The organism is Hyphomicrobium denitrificans ATCC 51888 (assembly GCF_000143145.1).
Taxonomy (GTDB): Bacteria; Pseudomonadota; Alphaproteobacteria; order Rhizobiales; family Hyphomicrobiaceae; genus Hyphomicrobium_B; species Hyphomicrobium_B denitrificans.
This window is the reverse complement of sequence record NC_014313.1, coordinates 290,441-304,692: the sequence shown is the minus strand read 5'-3', so window position 1 is coordinate 304,692 and position 14,252 is coordinate 290,441. Positions and strand designations below refer to the sequence as shown.

Here is a 14,252-nt window from a genome sequence, read left to right as displayed (position 1 = left end):
AAGGCGTAATATCATGGCCGCCAAGATCATCGTCGTCGAAGACGAAGCACCGCTCGTTGAGCTTCTGAAGTACAATCTCCAGTCCGAAGGCTACGACGTCGTGCACGCGGCCGACGGCGAGGAAGCCGAACTGCTCTTGGCGGAACAGAGCTACGACCTTGCGATTCTCGATTGGATGATTCCGAAAATCTCCGGCATCGAGTTATGCCGGAGACTTCGCAATCGCACCGAGACGCAGAACCTGCCGATCATCCTGCTGACGGCGCGCGGCGAGGAAGCCGATCGCGTGCGCGGACTGACGACCGGCGCCGACGACTATGTCACCAAGCCTTTCTCCGTTCAGGAGCTGATGGCACGGATCAAGGCGCTCCTGCGCCGTGCCGCTCCCGAGCGCATGAGCGACATCCTCGTCTCCGGCGAAATCGTCATGGATCGCGGCGCCCACAAGGTCACGCGCGGCGCACGCGAAGTTCGCCTCGGACCCACCGAATACCGGATGCTCGAAGTTTTCATGGAGAGCCCGCGCCGTGTGCTCTCGCGAAATCAGCTTCTCGACCGCGTCTGGGGTCAGTCGTCCGAAGTCGATGAGCGCACGGTCGACGTCCACATCGGACGTTTGAGAAAATCGCTGATCCGCGGCAACGAAAGTGATCCGATCCGCACGGTTCGCGGCGCGGGTTACGTGTTCGACGGCCGCGAGGCCGACGCTCCCGTCTAAATTCTAGCGCGACGCTGCGATCGATCGCCTTCACGAGCGGCATCGCGTCACGACGCCAGGACCCTTCAGCTTTCCGCATCGAGACAGCGCGCGATATTGCGCGCCAGCCCGTGCATCAGATCGAAATAGAGATCCGGTCCAGGCGTCAGCGTCAGCCCTTCGGCGTCGAGCGTTCCCGAACGGGCCTTCGTTGCTTCAGTAACGGCGCTGATGAGCTTCGGCTGGAAGTCCGGCTCGCTGAACACGCAGACGGCGCCGAGCGAGACGATCTTGCGCCGAACTTCCGTCAGACGCCGCGCGCTCGGCGGAATGTCCGGGCTGACTGTGATCGATCCGACGGCGTTCAGTCCGTAGCGATGCTCGAAGTACTGCGTCGCATCATGAAACACGATGAAGGGTTTATCCCGAACTCGACTAAGCTCCGTCGCGATGTCCTGGTTCAACGCATCGAGACGCCGATCGAGCGCCGCTGCATTGGCGGTGAGCGTGCTGGCATGCTCCGGATAGCGCGCCGAAAGCGCCTGCGTCACGCTCGCCACGATCGCCTTGGCGTTGCGCGGGTCGAGCCAGATATGCCCGTCCTTGCCGCCCTCCTCGTCATCGTGACCGTCATGCGCTTTGATGTCCGCATGCTCTTCGTCGATCGCGTGCACATGGACGTGCGGCTCGAACGTTCCGCCGCGCCGTTGGTCGAGCAGCGCAATGCCGGGCGCGTCCGCGAGCGTCACCACGTTGACGCTCGGAGGCAGGGTTTGCACGATCTTGTGCGTAAAGGGCTCCAGCGCATCCGACGTGCGGATGAAGATATCGGCATCGTTGATCGCGCGCGCCGTCGAGGGTCTGAGCGTAAACGTGTGCGGCGACGCCGCGCCGTCAACGAGCAGCACCGGCACGCCGACGCCCGCCATGACCTCGCTGACGAGCGCATGGATCGGTTTGATGGTCACGACGACCTTCGGCGTCTCCGCGGCCGCTCCGGCGCCGGAAAAGATGGCGGCCAGCAGCATGATGCCGGCACCAACGCGCGCCGGACTGAATTTTGCCATCGAAACCCTGTCGAATGCTATAAACATCGTATAATATAACAAGACGAACGAAACGCTCACAAGCTCAAACCGCGTCAGCACCATAGGCTGCGGATTGATCCTGGTGTCGCATTGTCGCCACGTTCGCAATGCGACGGTAAAGGGCGACACCGAAGCGTCGTCGCGTTGGGGCAAGGATAGAGGTCGACGAGTGATTTTAAGCAATAAACGGATCGGCGTGCTCTTCGCTCTCGCAGCCTGGCTGATACTGCCGGCGGCGGCGTGGTCCCATCCGCATATGTGGATCACTTACGAGATGACCATCAACTACGATAAGGGCATGGTCACCGGCGTCGACCATATCTGGTCGTTCGACGACGCTTACTCGGTCATGGCGCTCGAAGGTCTCGATACCAACAACGACGGCAAATACGATCAGGCCGAGCTTGAGCCGCTGTTGAAGGTCAACATGGATGGCCTCAAGGACTTCAACTACTTCACCGTCGCAAAGCTCGGCAGCGAGACGCTGCAGTTTTCACCACCCGAGAATGCGCGGCTCGAATACACGAACAAGGTTTTGAAGCTTCATTTCCACCTGTCGCTCGTGAAGCCCGTGTTCTCCGATGCGCAGGGTCTGACGATCGCCGTGTTCGATCCGTCCTATTTCATCGCCTTCGAGCCGGAAGCGACCGATGCGGTGAAGCTCGCGGCCGCTCCGGCAGGATGCAGCGCGACGATGATCGACCCCGAGGCCGAAAAGGTCGATGCACAATCGCAAAAGCTCGGCGACGCGATCGCACAGCAGTTCGGCGGAGCCGCAATCGGATTTGGCTCCTACAAAACCGTGGCGCTCAGCTGCAAGAAATCATAGTTGCTGAGGAAACCAGCGTGCCAGAACGCGCTTATTCCTCTATGGCTGGACCGCGAAAATCGCTGCCGTTTCATTTTGAGACAGCGATTAACTAGCTCTTTAATTTTCGCCGCCGCCCGGCCCGATTAGATTTAAATTTGAAGCATCGCGGTTCGTACAATCGGATTACGCCATGCGCAGATTACTCGTTGGCTTTTTCTTTGCGCTCCTGATGAGTTTGCCCCTCGGAGCATCGCGCGCCGACCTCGACATCACCAGCACGCCCTCGAACGTCGATTTCGAATTGGTCGTCGTCGAAGCCGATGGCTGCATTTACTGCAGGCTCTTCAGACGCGACGTGCTCCCGGCCTACGAAGCCTCCAAGCAAGGCAAGGACGCGCCGGTACGCTTCCTCGATGTCAACGACATCGAAACCGCTCGCCTCGATCTGAAATCGACCGTCGATGTCGTCCCGACATTCGTGATTGTGAAGTCGCAGCATGAAGTCGGCCGGATCTCAGGATACATGGGGCCTGAGAACTTCTTTCATTCGATCAAGTATCTGATCGCCTCTGCGCCTTGAGCTTGCACCGGCTGCGCATCCCGCCATTCGCTGCGATGCGCTTGAGATCGCACGATCTTTCCTCTATTTGACTGAACTGTCGCACCCCTGGTGGAACAGTCAGAAGGAAGGTCGATATGAGCGTCAATTATGCCGATGACATCAAGCGCTATCAGCCGAACGTCGACGACAAAGTCGTTGCGGCGATCGTCAAGCACCTTGGCATCGCCCTGAGAAGCGCGGATGCATCACTCGTCTCGTGCTCGAGCAAGGACGAACTCGCAACAGTGCGCGAAAGCTGGCTGAAGAAGAAGCTCGGCCTGACGGACGACGACGCCAAGCTCGACAAGGTCATCGCCGACGTTTGCACGACGATGAAAGCCGAGACGCGCAAGAGCCGCGTCACGTTCTATTATCTGATCGCCGAAAAGACCGGAAAACTCGCCAGCCTCGCTGGGGCGTAATCACGTCCCCAGCGCACCGGCACAATGTAGAAGAGCAGTGTCAGGCCGCGACGGCCTTGGCCTGCTCGGCCGTCTCCGCGATGTAGCTCATCGCCGCCTGAACGCCGCCCTTCTTGTAGGGCACGCCCGCCAGCTCGAAGCCCATTTCGACGCCCGTCAACGCGCCGAGAACCGTCAGCTCGTTGGTGTCGCCGAGATGACCGATGCGGAACGCTTTGCCCGCGAGCCTGTTGAGCCCGGTGCCGAGCGACATGTTGAAATTGTCGAGCACGATCTTGCGGTAGGCGTCGGCATTATGCCCGTCCGGCATGATCACGGTGGTCACCGCAGGCGAATAATACTTGGCCTCGCGGCACTGCGTTTCGAAGCCCCAGGCGGCAACCGCCCGGCGCGTCGCTTCCGCAAGACGCTCGTGCCGTACGAACACGTTCTCGAGGCCTTCCTCGTGGATCATGTCGATCGCTTCGGCGAGGCCATAGAGCAGGCCGGTCGCCGGAGTGTACGGGAAGAAGCCGTTCGAATTGTTCGCCAGCATATCGCTCCACGAGAAATACGAGGTGCGAAGCCCGGCCTTTTTCGACGCCTCGAGCGCCTTGGCGCTGATGGCGGTGAACGACAGGCCCGGCGGCAGCATCATGCCCTTCTGCGAACCCGAAACCGTAACGTCGATGCCCCATTCGTCGTGCCGCAGATCGGCGCACACGAGACCGGAGATGCTGTCCGTCATCAGCAGCGCGGGATGCTGCAGGGCGTCGAGCGCCTTGCGCACTTCATCGACCCGCGTCAGACAGCCCGTCGACGTTTCGTTATGCACGACGCAGACGGCCTTGATCTTGTGACCCTTGTCGGCCTTGAGCGCCTTTTCGATCAGGTTCGCGTCGGCGCCGATGCGCCAGTCGGTAGGAATGACTTCCGTTTCGAGTCCGAGCCGCGCAGCCATCGCTGCCCACAGCACGGCGAACTGACCCGTCTCGCACATCAACACCTTGTCGCCGGGCGACAGCGTATTGGTCAGCGCGGCTTCCCACGCGCCGGTGCCGGACGACGGATAGATGATGACGTGGCTCTGCGTCTTGAAAAGGCTTTTGATGCCCGAGAGCACACGGCGGCCGAGCTGCTGAAACTCGAGACCGCGATGATCGAGCATCTGACGCGACATGGCCGCCAAAACCCGTTCCGGAACAGGCGTCGGCCCTGGAATCTGCAAGAAATGTCTGCCGGGGCTGCGAGGCTCTCTCGTCATTGTCGTCCTCAAAAAGTGGGAATGCGCTGCTGGGTGTCCTAGTACGCCCGTCCGCCGGATACAATTGGCAGAAATGCCCAACTGGCCCCTGGCACGGCGCGTTTTGTCTCGGCTGGCTATAACCCGAGAAAAATCGCTTCCTCCCACGCACAAGGCAGGAAGCCGGCCGCTACCTTGCAACTTTTCGAGCCCTGGCGCATCAAACGGCGACCTGGCGTCGACCGGTTTGTGGGGAAGCGGTGCACATGAACCATACACTTTTTGCAGCCCGTACGGCGAGCGAAGCGAAACGGCTGCTCGATTCAGGTCAGCTGACCTCCGAAGCGCTTGTTTCGTCTTGCCTTGCGCGAATATCGGACCGCGACGCGGCGGTCGGCGCATGGACGACGGTCAATGCTCAGCGGGCGCTCGAAGCCGCGCGAGCGAGCGACAAGCTGCGCGCCACTGGTGCATCTCTGCCGCCGTTGTCCGGCATTCCCGTCGGCATCAAGGATGTCATCGACACCAAGGACTTTCCGACCGAGTACGGCTCCGAAGTCTTTGCCGGACGTCAGCCCGATACGGATGCTGTCCTCGTGATGCAGCTGAAAGCGGCGGGCGCAATCATTCTCGGCAAAACGGTCACGACCGAGCTTGCCTTCTTCGGGCCGGGCAAAACACGTAACCCACACGATCCGGAACGAACCCCCGGCGGATCGTCATCGGGATCCGCTGCTGCCGTCGCCGATGGCCAAGTGCCGCTCGCGCTCGGAACGCAGACCGCTGGCTCGACGATCCGCCCGGCATCCTATTGCGGTGTGATCGGCTTCAAACCGACGTTCGGATACACCTCGCGCACGGGCGTGCTCGCGCAATCGGCGCCACTCGATACGATCGGCGGCTACGCACGCTCGATCGAAGACATCGCGCTTCTGTTCGACGCCATGAGCGCGTTCGATGCGGCCGACACCGACATGCAGGCCGGCGAGAAACCGTCGCTCGTTGCCGCCCTCGCCGAACCCGGCCCGCGCGTTCCGAGATTCGCCTTCATCAAAACGCCCGCATGGCCACAGGCCGAGCCCGCAACGCGCGCCGCGTTCGAAGACTTTGCCGGCAGCTTCGGAGCGCGCGCCGAGATCGTCGAAACGATTCTGCCGCCAGAGTTCGAAGGCATTCTTCGCCTGCCGCAGATCGTGCAGTTCTACGACATCGCGCGCAACTACGGCCCGATCGCCGACGCCAATCCGGATCGGATGTCCGGCAAACTGAAAGAAATCATCGCCGAGGGCCGCACGTTCTCGTCCGCCGATTACGCCGCCGCCCGCGCCGACCAGGACAGCCTGTACGAAATCCTGAAGCCGGTGATCGCCGATTACGATGCGATCCTGACACCCGCCGCAACCGGTCCCGCGCTCGTCGGCTTGAGCGGCACCGGCAGCCCGATGTTCAATGCCCTATGGACGTACCTGGGCATGCCGTGCATCTCGCTGCCGCTGCTCGAAATCGACGGCCTACCCGTCGGCGTTCAACTCGTCGGCGCTCGCGGCAACGACGCCCATCTCCTCCGCGTCGCCGACTGGATGATGCGTCAGCAGCGTACGGCCTAGCGATCCAGAATTTGCTTCGCGCAGTTGCCAAGGACAGTAAGTAGATGGAGCGACGGTTCTACATCTACATCATGGCGAACAAGCGCAACGGAACGATCTACATCGGCGTAACGAACGATCTGGCCCGCAGGGTATACGAGCATCGGGAGGGTCTCGTTAAAGGCTTTACATCGAGATACGGCTTGAAATCGATTGTGTACTACGAAGCCTTCGACTCCGTTTCTCTAGCCATTCAACGAGAAACGAGCCTCAAGCGCTGGCCGCGCCGATGGAAGCTGGCATTGATCGAGAAAGCCAATCCGCAATGGAAAGACCTCGTGGACGAAATTGTCTGAAAATTTCGATCCCTCAACTGACAGCGACTCCCTCTCCTGGATGGCCGGGTCAAGCCCGGCCAAGGAGTTGGGGGGTGTGCTGTCATTGAAGTACCCTAATAATCTACCCCCACGTCATGGCCGCCCGCGAGGCGGCCATCCAGGGCAGCAAGGCGACCCTCTCAAAACCTAAAACGACAATGGCCGGGACATGCCCGGCCAGGGAGTTGGGGGGTGTGCTGTCATTGAAGTACCCTAATAATCTACCCCCACGTCATGGCCGCCCCACGAGGCGGCCATCCAGGGCGGCAAGGCGACCCTCTCAAAGCCTAAAACGACAATGGCCGGGACATGCCCGGCCATTGCAGAAGCTCGAATGCGAAACGATCAGGCCAGCTTGAACGGCATGTCCTTGCCCGCGAAAAACGCGTCGATGTTGTCGAGCGCTTCGAAGCCCATCTGATTGCGCGCTTCAATCGCGGCCGATCCCAAATGCGGGAACAGGAACGTGTTCGGCAGATCGTAATAGCCTTCGTTGATCTTCGGCTCGCCCGCGAAAACGTCGAGACCGGCATATCCGAGGCGGCCCGACTTCAGCGCCGCGATCATGTCGTCGTCCTTCACGAGATCGCCACGCGCCGTGTTCACGACGATCGCGCCCTGCGGCAGCTTTTCGATCGTTTCCTTGTTGAAGAAGTAACGCGTTTCGGGCGTCGACGGCGCGTTGATCGAGAAGAACTGCGAAACCTTCAGCAGGCTGTCCAAGCTGTCGTGATACGTCGCGTTATACTTCGCTTCGACCTCGGGCTTCGCGCGGTAGATATCGAAGTAATGAATGTTCATGTCGAAGCCGCGCGCACGCTGCGCCAGGGCTTGTCCGATCTTGCCGAAGCCGTAGATGCCGAGCGTCTTGCCGTCGAGACGCTGACCGACGAGCTGCAGCGGCTGCCAGCCCGGCCACGACCGCGTGCGGATCATTTTCTCGCCTTCGGACGCGCGACGCGCCGAGCCGAGCAGAAGCAGCATCGCGATTTCAGCCGTTGCGACCGTGACGCCGTGCGGGGCGTTGCCGACCTTGATGCCGCGCGCCTTGCACGCTTCGAGATCAATATGATCGAAGCCGATCGAATACGTCGAGATGCACTTGATGTTGTCCGGGATCCTGTCGATGACGTCCTTGCGGCACTTCTCGTTCAGCGTGATCAGCAGCGCGTCGACCGACTTCGCCGTCTCCAATAGTTCGTCGATGGTGATCTGCGGTTTGTCGCCGTGCGCGATGACGTCGTAAGTGGCGCGCGCGCGCTCCATGGCTGCTTCGGGAAGAGGCCAGGTAATCAGGATTTTCTTTTTGGACATCTGGGGAAGGGTCTCCGGCATTCGAACTTTAGTCGCATGATCCCGCTTGTGCCCGACCGGAGCGGGCCTGACAAGTCCGTCGGACGCTCGGAGTGCGCCGCGAACGCTCGCTACGCAACCATTTCTTCATCACGTTTGCCGCAATCTATCCGGCTAAAGAGCCCCTAGAGGCCTACGTTTCAGCCCGGTTCGATCATGCGCTTTGTTGTCATCATTCTGGTGCTGCTAGCCAGCCTGAAAGTCTGGACGCAGGATCGCATGTATCGCTCGGTCGTCGGCGAAGCCCTCGTCGAGGCCTACCGCGATCGCGCCATCGAGGTTTGCCGCAAGCAGACGGCGAAGACGGTCCCCGTCGCGTCGCAACGCACGGTCGCGGGCCTTTGGAGCGTCGCCTCGGCGGCCGAGATCACCCTCGGCGCATCCGACGTCAACGTCGCTCTCTGGGATACCGAGAACCCGCTCTGGCAGCAGCGCTTCCGCAACCCGCACCTCGTCCTGACTGGCACCGGCGACTCGAGCGCCCACTGCGCCTACGACCTCCAGGCCGGCGTCGCGACGCTATCGCCCTGATGCGTGCGAGCGCGCACCGCCCTAGCGAACGAATTCGTTAACGGCGCGTTAATCATCACAAACGCCCTGTTCACTTTTGCCCGCGACAATCAGAGCGCGAATCACAGAGGCGTGTCGCTCGGGCTATGAGCCAGCGCCTTTCGAATGGCGCGATCGCGCCGGATCGGCGCTGCAAACTTATGGATCAACAGCACCGGCAAATCGAACGGCACAACGGCGACGAGTCGATCGCCGCGTTGATGCGCGTCGCTGTCTACAAGCGCGCGAAAGCCGTCGCAGCCTTTCCCATCGTCGTCGCACTCTGCGCTGCCGCCATCGCGATGTCGCTGCCGGCGCGTTACGACGCGACGGCCGTCATCCAGATCGATCCGCGACAGAAATCAAAACCGGCGACGCCGGACACAACCGGCCACGAACTGAAACAGGAAACCATCGACGCCGAGGTCAGCGCAGTCACGTCCGCGCCGGTTCTCCGCACCGCAATCGATGCACTCAATCTCGACCACGATCCCGAGTTCACTTCGCGCGGGCCCATGTCCTGGCTGTCCCGAACGCTCGGCACCTCGCCCACCCAGAATATCGAGGCCGCCCTCGCGAGCCGCCTGTCCATCTCGCGAATGCGCAATACGCTGCTTGTCGGCATCCGCATGTCATCGAGCGATCCCGCCAAGTCCGCCCGCATCGCCAACGCGGTCGCGGCTTCGTATCTGAAAGAATGGTCGGCGACGAAATCATCCGCCGAAACCGCCGCCACGATGCTGGGCCAAAGACTGAAAGACGACTTGGACGGAGACGGCATCGTCAGCCAGTCCGAGCGCGTTTTCGCGTCTTTTCTCGCGCAATACGCCCAGAATTCCGAAGTTCCGGGCCCGAGCATCGTGACCGCCGCCGTGCCTCCGCGCGAGGCAACGGCAGCGCGGCCTGCACGCACCGCCGCGATCGCGTTTGCGTTCGCGACCCTCGCCGCTGCCGGCCTTGCACTGTTGCTGGAAATCAGAACATCGACGCGAGCGTCGCGCGTCAGATCCGCGTTCGCCTGCCCCCGGATGACAGCGCTGCCCATGATCGAAGCTCGCGACGCCACGTCGTCACGCGCCTGCCGTTTCGTCCTCGCCGAACCAGAGGGGGCCTATGCCGAAGCCGTGCGCGAAACCTGCCGCGAACTCGAAAAGCGGCGCAGCGGCTCGCCATCGCGCTTGACGCTCGTCGTCTCGGCGCTTCCCGGAGAGGGCGCCGAATGCCTCGCCTCCAACATCGCCCATCAGTATGCCGTTGCCGGACATACCCCGCTGCTGATCGACGCCGACTTTCGCGCCGCGGCTTTGACCCAGCAGCTTGCCGGTAACAGCGCGTCAGGGTTTCTGGACCGGATAGCAGGCCGCAAGCCGGTCGCAAACGCCATACTCCGCGATTGCGCGACCGGGCTGCATTTTCTCCCGGCCTGCGGACCCTCGCTGATCCCGATCCCCGTGCGCGACATATTAGGGTCGAAGGCGTTCGCGGATGCGATCGCCGCACTACGCAAGGACTTCGTCACCATCGTGATGGCGGCGCCGCCGCTGCTGAAAGCGGACGACGCCCGTATCCTCGCCGATCTGGCCGACGACATCGTGTTCGTGACCGCCTGGCAGAAGACGCCCAAGCGTGTCGCCAGGCGGGCCTTAAGCAAGATCGCCGCCTGTCAGCCGAAGATCGTAGGCGCCGCCTTGACCGATATAGCCGCACGGGAAGACACAGCGATCATGAGCCTTTTCGAGGTTCTCGCAGAGATGAAGGCGGTTGCGCCGCACCGCATCTTCAAGGCGCATGCCGCCTGACGCCGATACGCGAGCGGGAGAAAATCGCGCAAAATCCGTTCGAATTCTAAGTTGCAGATGAGGCACATGTGGCGCAGCCCGCTAGAAAACTGGACTTATCGCGTCGGGAATTTTTCTCGATGCGGTGCGGCAGCGTGCGGCGCTGATGGGGCAATCGCCGCCTTTCTAAAAATCGTTCTAAAACAAGCAGTATCAAGCCTCTGATTGCGACATCACAGAGCGAATAGTTATGCAAATGATACTGGCAACCGACCGCCAAAATCGCTACACGCTTTTGGCAACCATGCTCATTTTCGGAACAGAAAGTTTGACCGTGATCAGAAATCTGAAGCGTGTCCTATTACCATGCGCAATCCTGGCATCGACGGCAGCCGGCGCATCGTTTGCCGTCGCTGAACCGCAAGCGACCGAGCCCGCTGCAGAATCTGTAAAGATCGAATTGAACAAGCTCGATCCCGTCGAAAAAGGCTGCCGCGCCTATCTCGTCGTCAAGAATGAGACGCCCACGTCGTATCAGTCATTCAAGGTCGATCTGGTGCTGTTCCAGGCCGACGGCGTCATCGGCAAACGGTTCTCGCTGGAGCTTGGACCGCTCCGCACGAAGAAGAAGTCGGTCAAGCTGTTCGATATCGACGCGATCGCCTGCGACAAGATCGGATCGCTGCTGATCAATGACGTTATGGAATGCAAATCCGAGTCAGGACCGGTCGAACACTGCCTTCAGAATCTGACCACGTCGACACTCACAAAAGTTGAACTTTCAAAGTAAGCGGTGACCGTCTTGTACTTATTGGCAGAAGAAATTGCCGGCCGTGATCTGACGATACTCGGACTGTTCCAGCATGCCGACGTCGTCGTTAAATGCATCATCGTCGGTCTCCTTTCGGCGTCCGTGGTGTGCTGGGCAATGACGTTCGAAAAGCTGATCCGCGTCTGGCTCGTCAATCGCGAGATCAAGCAACTGGAAAAAAGCAGTCAGACGGGAACGCTTCCCGCCGCGAAATCGTCGGGCCTGATCCGCGCCATCATCGATGCCGCTCGCACCGAATGGACGGAAGGCGCGCACGACGGCTCGACGGGCGAAGTCCGCGATCGTCTTGAAATCGCGATGCGCAGCGCCACGAAGCGCCAGCTGAAAGGCATCGAACAGGGCTTGCCGTTTCTTGCGACCCTCGGTTCGGCGGCGCCGTTCATCGGATTGTTCGGCACCGTCTGGGGCATCATGAATTCGTTTACGGCAATCGCGCAGTCGAAAGACACCAGTCTTGCGGTCGTCGCACCGGGCATCGCCGAAGCGCTGTTTGCAACGGCCGTCGGCCTCGCCGCCGCAATTCCGGCCGTCATCTTTTATAACCAGATCACGGTTGCGCTCGGTCGTGCAGCCGATCGCGCCGCACCCGCCATCGTCGGTCTGGCGCGCTCGCTGTCGCGCAGCGGCGTAGAGGGTACGAACTGATGGGAATGGCAGTCGGAAGCGGTTCGTCCGGCGACGACGACAACGGCTACAAGCCGCTTGCCGAAATCAACGTCACGCCGTTCGTCGACGTCATGCTGGTGCTGCTGATCATCTTCATGGTCGCGGCCCCTCTGATGGTGCAGGGCGTACCGCTCGAGCTGCCGAAGACGTCGGCCACGAAGCTCGGCGCGATCAAGAAGCCGATGGTCGTTTCCCTGTCGACCGACGGCAAGCTCTACATCCGCGACGAAGAGGTCACCGCGCAGACGCTAGTGTCGCGGCTGATGGACATCAAAGCCAGCGAGGGCGACGGGGTTGTCTATGTTCGCGCTGACAGGAAAATTGCATATGGGGAGGTCATGGAGCTGCTGGGCAAGGTCGGGGAATCGGGTTTCTCCCGGGTCTCGCTCCTGTCGCAGCCCTCGCCTTCGGCGAAATCGGAAATGAACTAAAAAACTACGAGCCGCCAAAATGCCTTGGCTACGATTGATCGCGATTGTGGTGTCCGTGATAATTCATGGATCAATCGGCTACGCCATGCTTCCAGCGTATCTCGAAACGAATTCTGAAGCCCTCGACATGGGCAGCGGCACTGACATCGTGCTCGTCCAGCAGGGCATCGCCGAAGAAGGCATTTCCAAGCTCGGCGACGCGATGGAGACGATCGAAACCGCCGAAATCGTGCCGGTGCAAGCGGCGCCTCCACCGCCGCCGGAGCAAGTCAAACCCGACGAGCTTCGCGACGTCATCGCCTCCGAGGAAAGCTCGGTCGTGACGGAGGTCGTCAAAACCGAAGAGCCGCCGCCGATCGAAGAACCGCCCCCGCCGGAGGCCATTCAGGCGCAGTCGCAGCCGGAGCAGGTCGCTGTCGTCACGCAGCAAAGCTCGGGCGAAGCGCAGTCGGGTGGTAACGCCAAGATGCTCGGCCTCTACCTCGGCCAGATCAACGACCACGTTCAGCGCGCCAAGGTGAACCCCAGGTCTTCGATCGCAGGCACTGTCATCATGCGCTACACGATCGATGTCGATGGCAAGCTGCTGTCGAAGGAAATCGCCAAGAGCTCAGGTTCGAAGGTCCTCGACGACGCAGCGACCGCGGCGCTCGACCGGGCCGCGCCGTTCCCGCCGATCCCTCCGCAGGTCAGCGTCAAGCCGCTGGCGTTTACGCAGCCGTTCAAATTCGTCATGCGCTGACCGCGCCGCGCAAACATTTACAAAGTATTGCTCCTAATAAACCCTTTATTCACTTCGATTGCCGTTTGCCCGCGCTGGCGTGAAACGTCACCGCTCAAGAGCCGTTCTAATGGTGCCACCGCGCCGCGCCTTAACCTTGGATTAGGCACCCGACCATAGATTGAATGCTGTTATCAGCACCGCGTCAGGCTGCACCATGCATTTCGGCTCCGCAGGAAACCCGAAAACAAACTCGCTAATGTCCGAGTATGCGTCGCTGTTGAGCGACGCCGTTCTGCGCCATCGCGCCCGCGTCGCCGAGCATTCCGCGCGCATCGAGACCGAACTTGCGAGCAAGGTGAAGTCCGAATTCATCGCCAACATGAGCCACGAGCTGAAAACGCCGCTCAATACGGTGATCGGCTTTTCGAAATTGTTGACGCAGCATCAGGAGCGCCGGCTCCCCGATAAAGAGATCGTTGAGTACGCGACGCTGATCAATGACGCGGCCGGCCATCTGCTGTCCGTCATCAACGACATTCTCGACATCTCGAAGCTGCAAAGCGGCAAGTACGCGATCGACAGCCGCGAGATCAATCTGCGCGATATCCTCGCCGACAGCATCGATGCGTTCCACCACCAGTCGCGCGTCGGCGACATCGATGTCGACGTGGCGATCGCCGCCGACCTCCCGTTGATCCGCGGCGACGCCGTGAAACTGAAGCAGATCTTCACCAACGTCCTCTCGAACGCGATCAAGTTCACGCCCGCCGACGGCACCGTTGCGGTTAAAGCCCAGCGCACCGCCGACCACGGCGCCATCGTCGCCATACGCGACAGCGGCGTCGGCATGAGCCCCGATGAAATCGACGTCGCGATGGCGCCGTTCGGCCAGGTCGACGGCGGCCGATCGCGCTGGCGCGAGGGCGCGGGTCTCGGACTTCCGATCGCGAAAGCACTCGTCGAGTTGCACGGCGGAGCGCTCTACATCGCTTCCCAACAGAATGAAGGCACGGAAGTCGTCATCACGTTTCCCGGGCGAGATACCGTCGCCGCTTCGAGCGCGGCAATGATGCACGACGCTAGAAACTCGGCTGCCTGAACGAGAAAAAGCAAAA

Annotated in this window: 16 protein-coding genes; 13 read left to right on the top strand and 3 right to left on the bottom strand. The window is 61.0% G+C overall.

What is annotated here, in order from left to right; genetic code table 11:
- The first annotated feature begins 13 nt into the window (after positions 1-13).
- On the top strand, positions 14-718 hold the full coding sequence (phoB, locus tag HDEN_RS01420; RefSeq protein WP_013214339.1) for a phosphate regulon transcriptional regulator PhoB: 705 nt from the start codon (positions 14-16) through the stop codon (positions 716-718).
- A 65-nt stretch (positions 719-783) separates the two neighbouring features.
- On the opposite strand, the gene HDEN_RS01415 is transcribed toward phoB, so the two are convergent.
- Positions 784-1,764, bottom strand: a complete 981-nt coding sequence (locus HDEN_RS01415; RefSeq protein WP_049775361.1) for a zinc ABC transporter substrate-binding protein — start codon at positions 1,762-1,764, stop codon at positions 784-786.
- Between the two features lie 190 nt (positions 1,765-1,954).
- On the opposite strand from HDEN_RS01415, the gene HDEN_RS01410 reads away from it, so the two are divergent.
- The 3 genes from HDEN_RS01410 (at position 1,955) to HDEN_RS01400 (ending at position 3,619) form a co-directional block, all read left to right on the top strand.
- Positions 1,955-2,614, top strand: coding sequence for a DUF1007 family protein (locus tag HDEN_RS01410; RefSeq protein WP_013214337.1), 660 nt, complete (start codon positions 1,955-1,957; stop codon positions 2,612-2,614).
- Between the two features lie 172 nt (positions 2,615-2,786).
- Complete coding sequence (locus HDEN_RS01405) at positions 2,787-3,176, top strand: thioredoxin fold domain-containing protein (protein ID WP_013214336.1); 390 nt, start codon at positions 2,787-2,789, stop codon at positions 3,174-3,176.
- Between the two features lie 116 nt (positions 3,177-3,292).
- The gene (locus HDEN_RS01400) at positions 3,293-3,619 is read left to right on the top strand and encodes a DUF2853 family protein (protein ID WP_013214335.1); all 327 of its coding nucleotides are present in this window, start codon (positions 3,293-3,295) and stop codon (positions 3,617-3,619) included.
- A 40-nt stretch (positions 3,620-3,659) separates the two neighbouring features.
- Here HDEN_RS01400 and HDEN_RS01395 read toward each other — a convergent pair whose 3' ends face one another.
- Positions 3,660-4,862 (bottom strand): pyridoxal-phosphate-dependent aminotransferase family protein, encoded by a 1,203-nt coding sequence (locus HDEN_RS01395; RefSeq protein WP_013214334.1) that lies wholly within the window; start codon positions 4,860-4,862, stop codon positions 3,660-3,662.
- A 245-nt stretch (positions 4,863-5,107) separates the two neighbouring features.
- Between HDEN_RS01395 and HDEN_RS01390 the strand changes: the two genes are divergently transcribed.
- Positions 5,108-6,448, top strand: coding sequence for an amidase (locus HDEN_RS01390; RefSeq protein ID WP_013214333.1), 1,341 nt, complete (start codon positions 5,108-5,110; stop codon positions 6,446-6,448).
- A 44-nt stretch (positions 6,449-6,492) separates the two neighbouring features.
- Positions 6,493-6,783: a GIY-YIG nuclease family protein gene (locus tag HDEN_RS01385; protein ID WP_013214332.1), complete on the top strand. Its 291-nt coding sequence runs from the start codon at positions 6,493-6,495 to the stop codon at positions 6,781-6,783.
- 366 nt (positions 6,784-7,149) lie between these two features.
- Here HDEN_RS01385 and HDEN_RS01380 read toward each other — a convergent pair whose 3' ends face one another.
- Positions 7,150-8,118: a 2-hydroxyacid dehydrogenase gene (locus HDEN_RS01380; protein ID WP_013214330.1), complete on the bottom strand. Its 969-nt coding sequence runs from the start codon at positions 8,116-8,118 to the stop codon at positions 7,150-7,152.
- A gap of 195 nt (positions 8,119-8,313) precedes the next feature.
- Between HDEN_RS01380 and HDEN_RS01375 the strand changes: the two genes are divergently transcribed.
- The 7 genes from HDEN_RS01375 to HDEN_RS01345 all read left to right on the top strand — a co-directional run bounded on the left by HDEN_RS01375 (position 8,314) and on the right by HDEN_RS01345 (position 14,236).
- Positions 8,314-8,688, top strand: a complete 375-nt coding sequence (locus tag HDEN_RS01375) for a hypothetical protein (RefSeq protein WP_013214329.1) — start codon at positions 8,314-8,316, stop codon at positions 8,686-8,688.
- 125 nt (positions 8,689-8,813) lie between these two features.
- The gene (locus HDEN_RS01370) at positions 8,814-10,505 is read left to right on the top strand and encodes a tyrosine-protein kinase domain-containing protein (RefSeq protein ID WP_013214328.1); all 1,692 of its coding nucleotides are present in this window, start codon (positions 8,814-8,816) and stop codon (positions 10,503-10,505) included.
- A gap of 313 nt (positions 10,506-10,818) precedes the next feature.
- A complete protein-coding gene (locus tag HDEN_RS01365) occupies positions 10,819-11,274 on the top strand; it encodes a hypothetical protein (RefSeq protein WP_041921757.1) in 456 nt (151 codons plus the stop codon).
- Between the two features lie 3 nt (positions 11,275-11,277).
- Positions 11,278-11,961: a MotA/TolQ/ExbB proton channel family protein gene (locus HDEN_RS01360; RefSeq protein ID WP_013214326.1), complete on the top strand. Its 684-nt coding sequence runs from the start codon at positions 11,278-11,280 to the stop codon at positions 11,959-11,961.
- On the top strand, positions 11,961-12,413 hold the full coding sequence (locus HDEN_RS01355) for an ExbD/TolR family protein (RefSeq protein WP_013214325.1): 453 nt from the start codon (positions 11,961-11,963) through the stop codon (positions 12,411-12,413). Before HDEN_RS01360 ends, HDEN_RS01355 begins: the two co-directional genes overlap by 1 nt.
- 19 nt (positions 12,414-12,432) lie before the next feature.
- Positions 12,433-13,155, top strand: a complete 723-nt coding sequence (locus tag HDEN_RS01350; RefSeq protein ID WP_013214324.1) for an energy transducer TonB family protein — start codon at positions 12,433-12,435, stop codon at positions 13,153-13,155.
- Positions 13,156-13,393: 238 nt separating this feature from the next.
- Entirely contained in the window at positions 13,394-14,236 is an 843-nt protein-coding gene (locus HDEN_RS01345; protein ID WP_245256692.1) for a sensor histidine kinase, read from the top strand.
- Positions 14,237-14,252 lie beyond the last annotated feature (16 nt).

Bases quoted from the DNA above. Each gene is read 5' to 3' on its own strand.
- phoB (WP_013214339.1), top strand. From the start codon at position 14: ATGGCCGCCAAGATCATCGTCGTCGAAGACGAAGCACCGCTCGTTGAG.
- HDEN_RS01370 (WP_013214328.1), top strand. From the start codon at position 8,814: ATGAGCCAGCGCCTTTCGAATGGCGCGATCGCGCCGGATCGGCGCTGC.
- HDEN_RS01355 (WP_013214325.1), top strand. From the start codon at position 11,961: ATGGGAATGGCAGTCGGAAGCGGTTCGTCCGGCGACGACGACAACGGC.
- HDEN_RS01345 (WP_245256692.1), top strand. From the start codon at position 13,394: ATGTCCGAGTATGCGTCGCTGTTGAGCGACGCCGTTCTGCGCCATCGC.
- HDEN_RS01380 (WP_013214330.1), bottom strand. From the start codon at position 8,118: ATGTCCAAAAAGAAAATCCTGATTACCTGGCCTCTTCCCGAAGCAGCC.
- HDEN_RS01390 (WP_013214333.1), top strand. From the start codon at position 5,108: ATGAACCATACACTTTTTGCAGCCCGTACGGCGAGCGAAGCGAAACGG.
- HDEN_RS01385 (WP_013214332.1), top strand. From the start codon at position 6,493: ATGGAGCGACGGTTCTACATCTACATCATGGCGAACAAGCGCAACGGA.
- HDEN_RS01400 (WP_013214335.1), top strand. From the start codon at position 3,293: ATGAGCGTCAATTATGCCGATGACATCAAGCGCTATCAGCCGAACGTC.
- HDEN_RS01405 (WP_013214336.1), top strand. From the start codon at position 2,787: ATGCGCAGATTACTCGTTGGCTTTTTCTTTGCGCTCCTGATGAGTTTG.
- HDEN_RS01415 (WP_049775361.1), bottom strand. From the start codon at position 1,764: ATGGCAAAATTCAGTCCGGCGCGCGTTGGTGCCGGCATCATGCTGCTG.
- HDEN_RS01375 (WP_013214329.1), top strand. From the start codon at position 8,314: ATGCGCTTTGTTGTCATCATTCTGGTGCTGCTAGCCAGCCTGAAAGTC.
- HDEN_RS01350 (WP_013214324.1), top strand. From the start codon at position 12,433: ATGCCTTGGCTACGATTGATCGCGATTGTGGTGTCCGTGATAATTCAT.
- HDEN_RS01395 (WP_013214334.1), bottom strand. From the start codon at position 4,862: ATGACGAGAGAGCCTCGCAGCCCCGGCAGACATTTCTTGCAGATTCCA.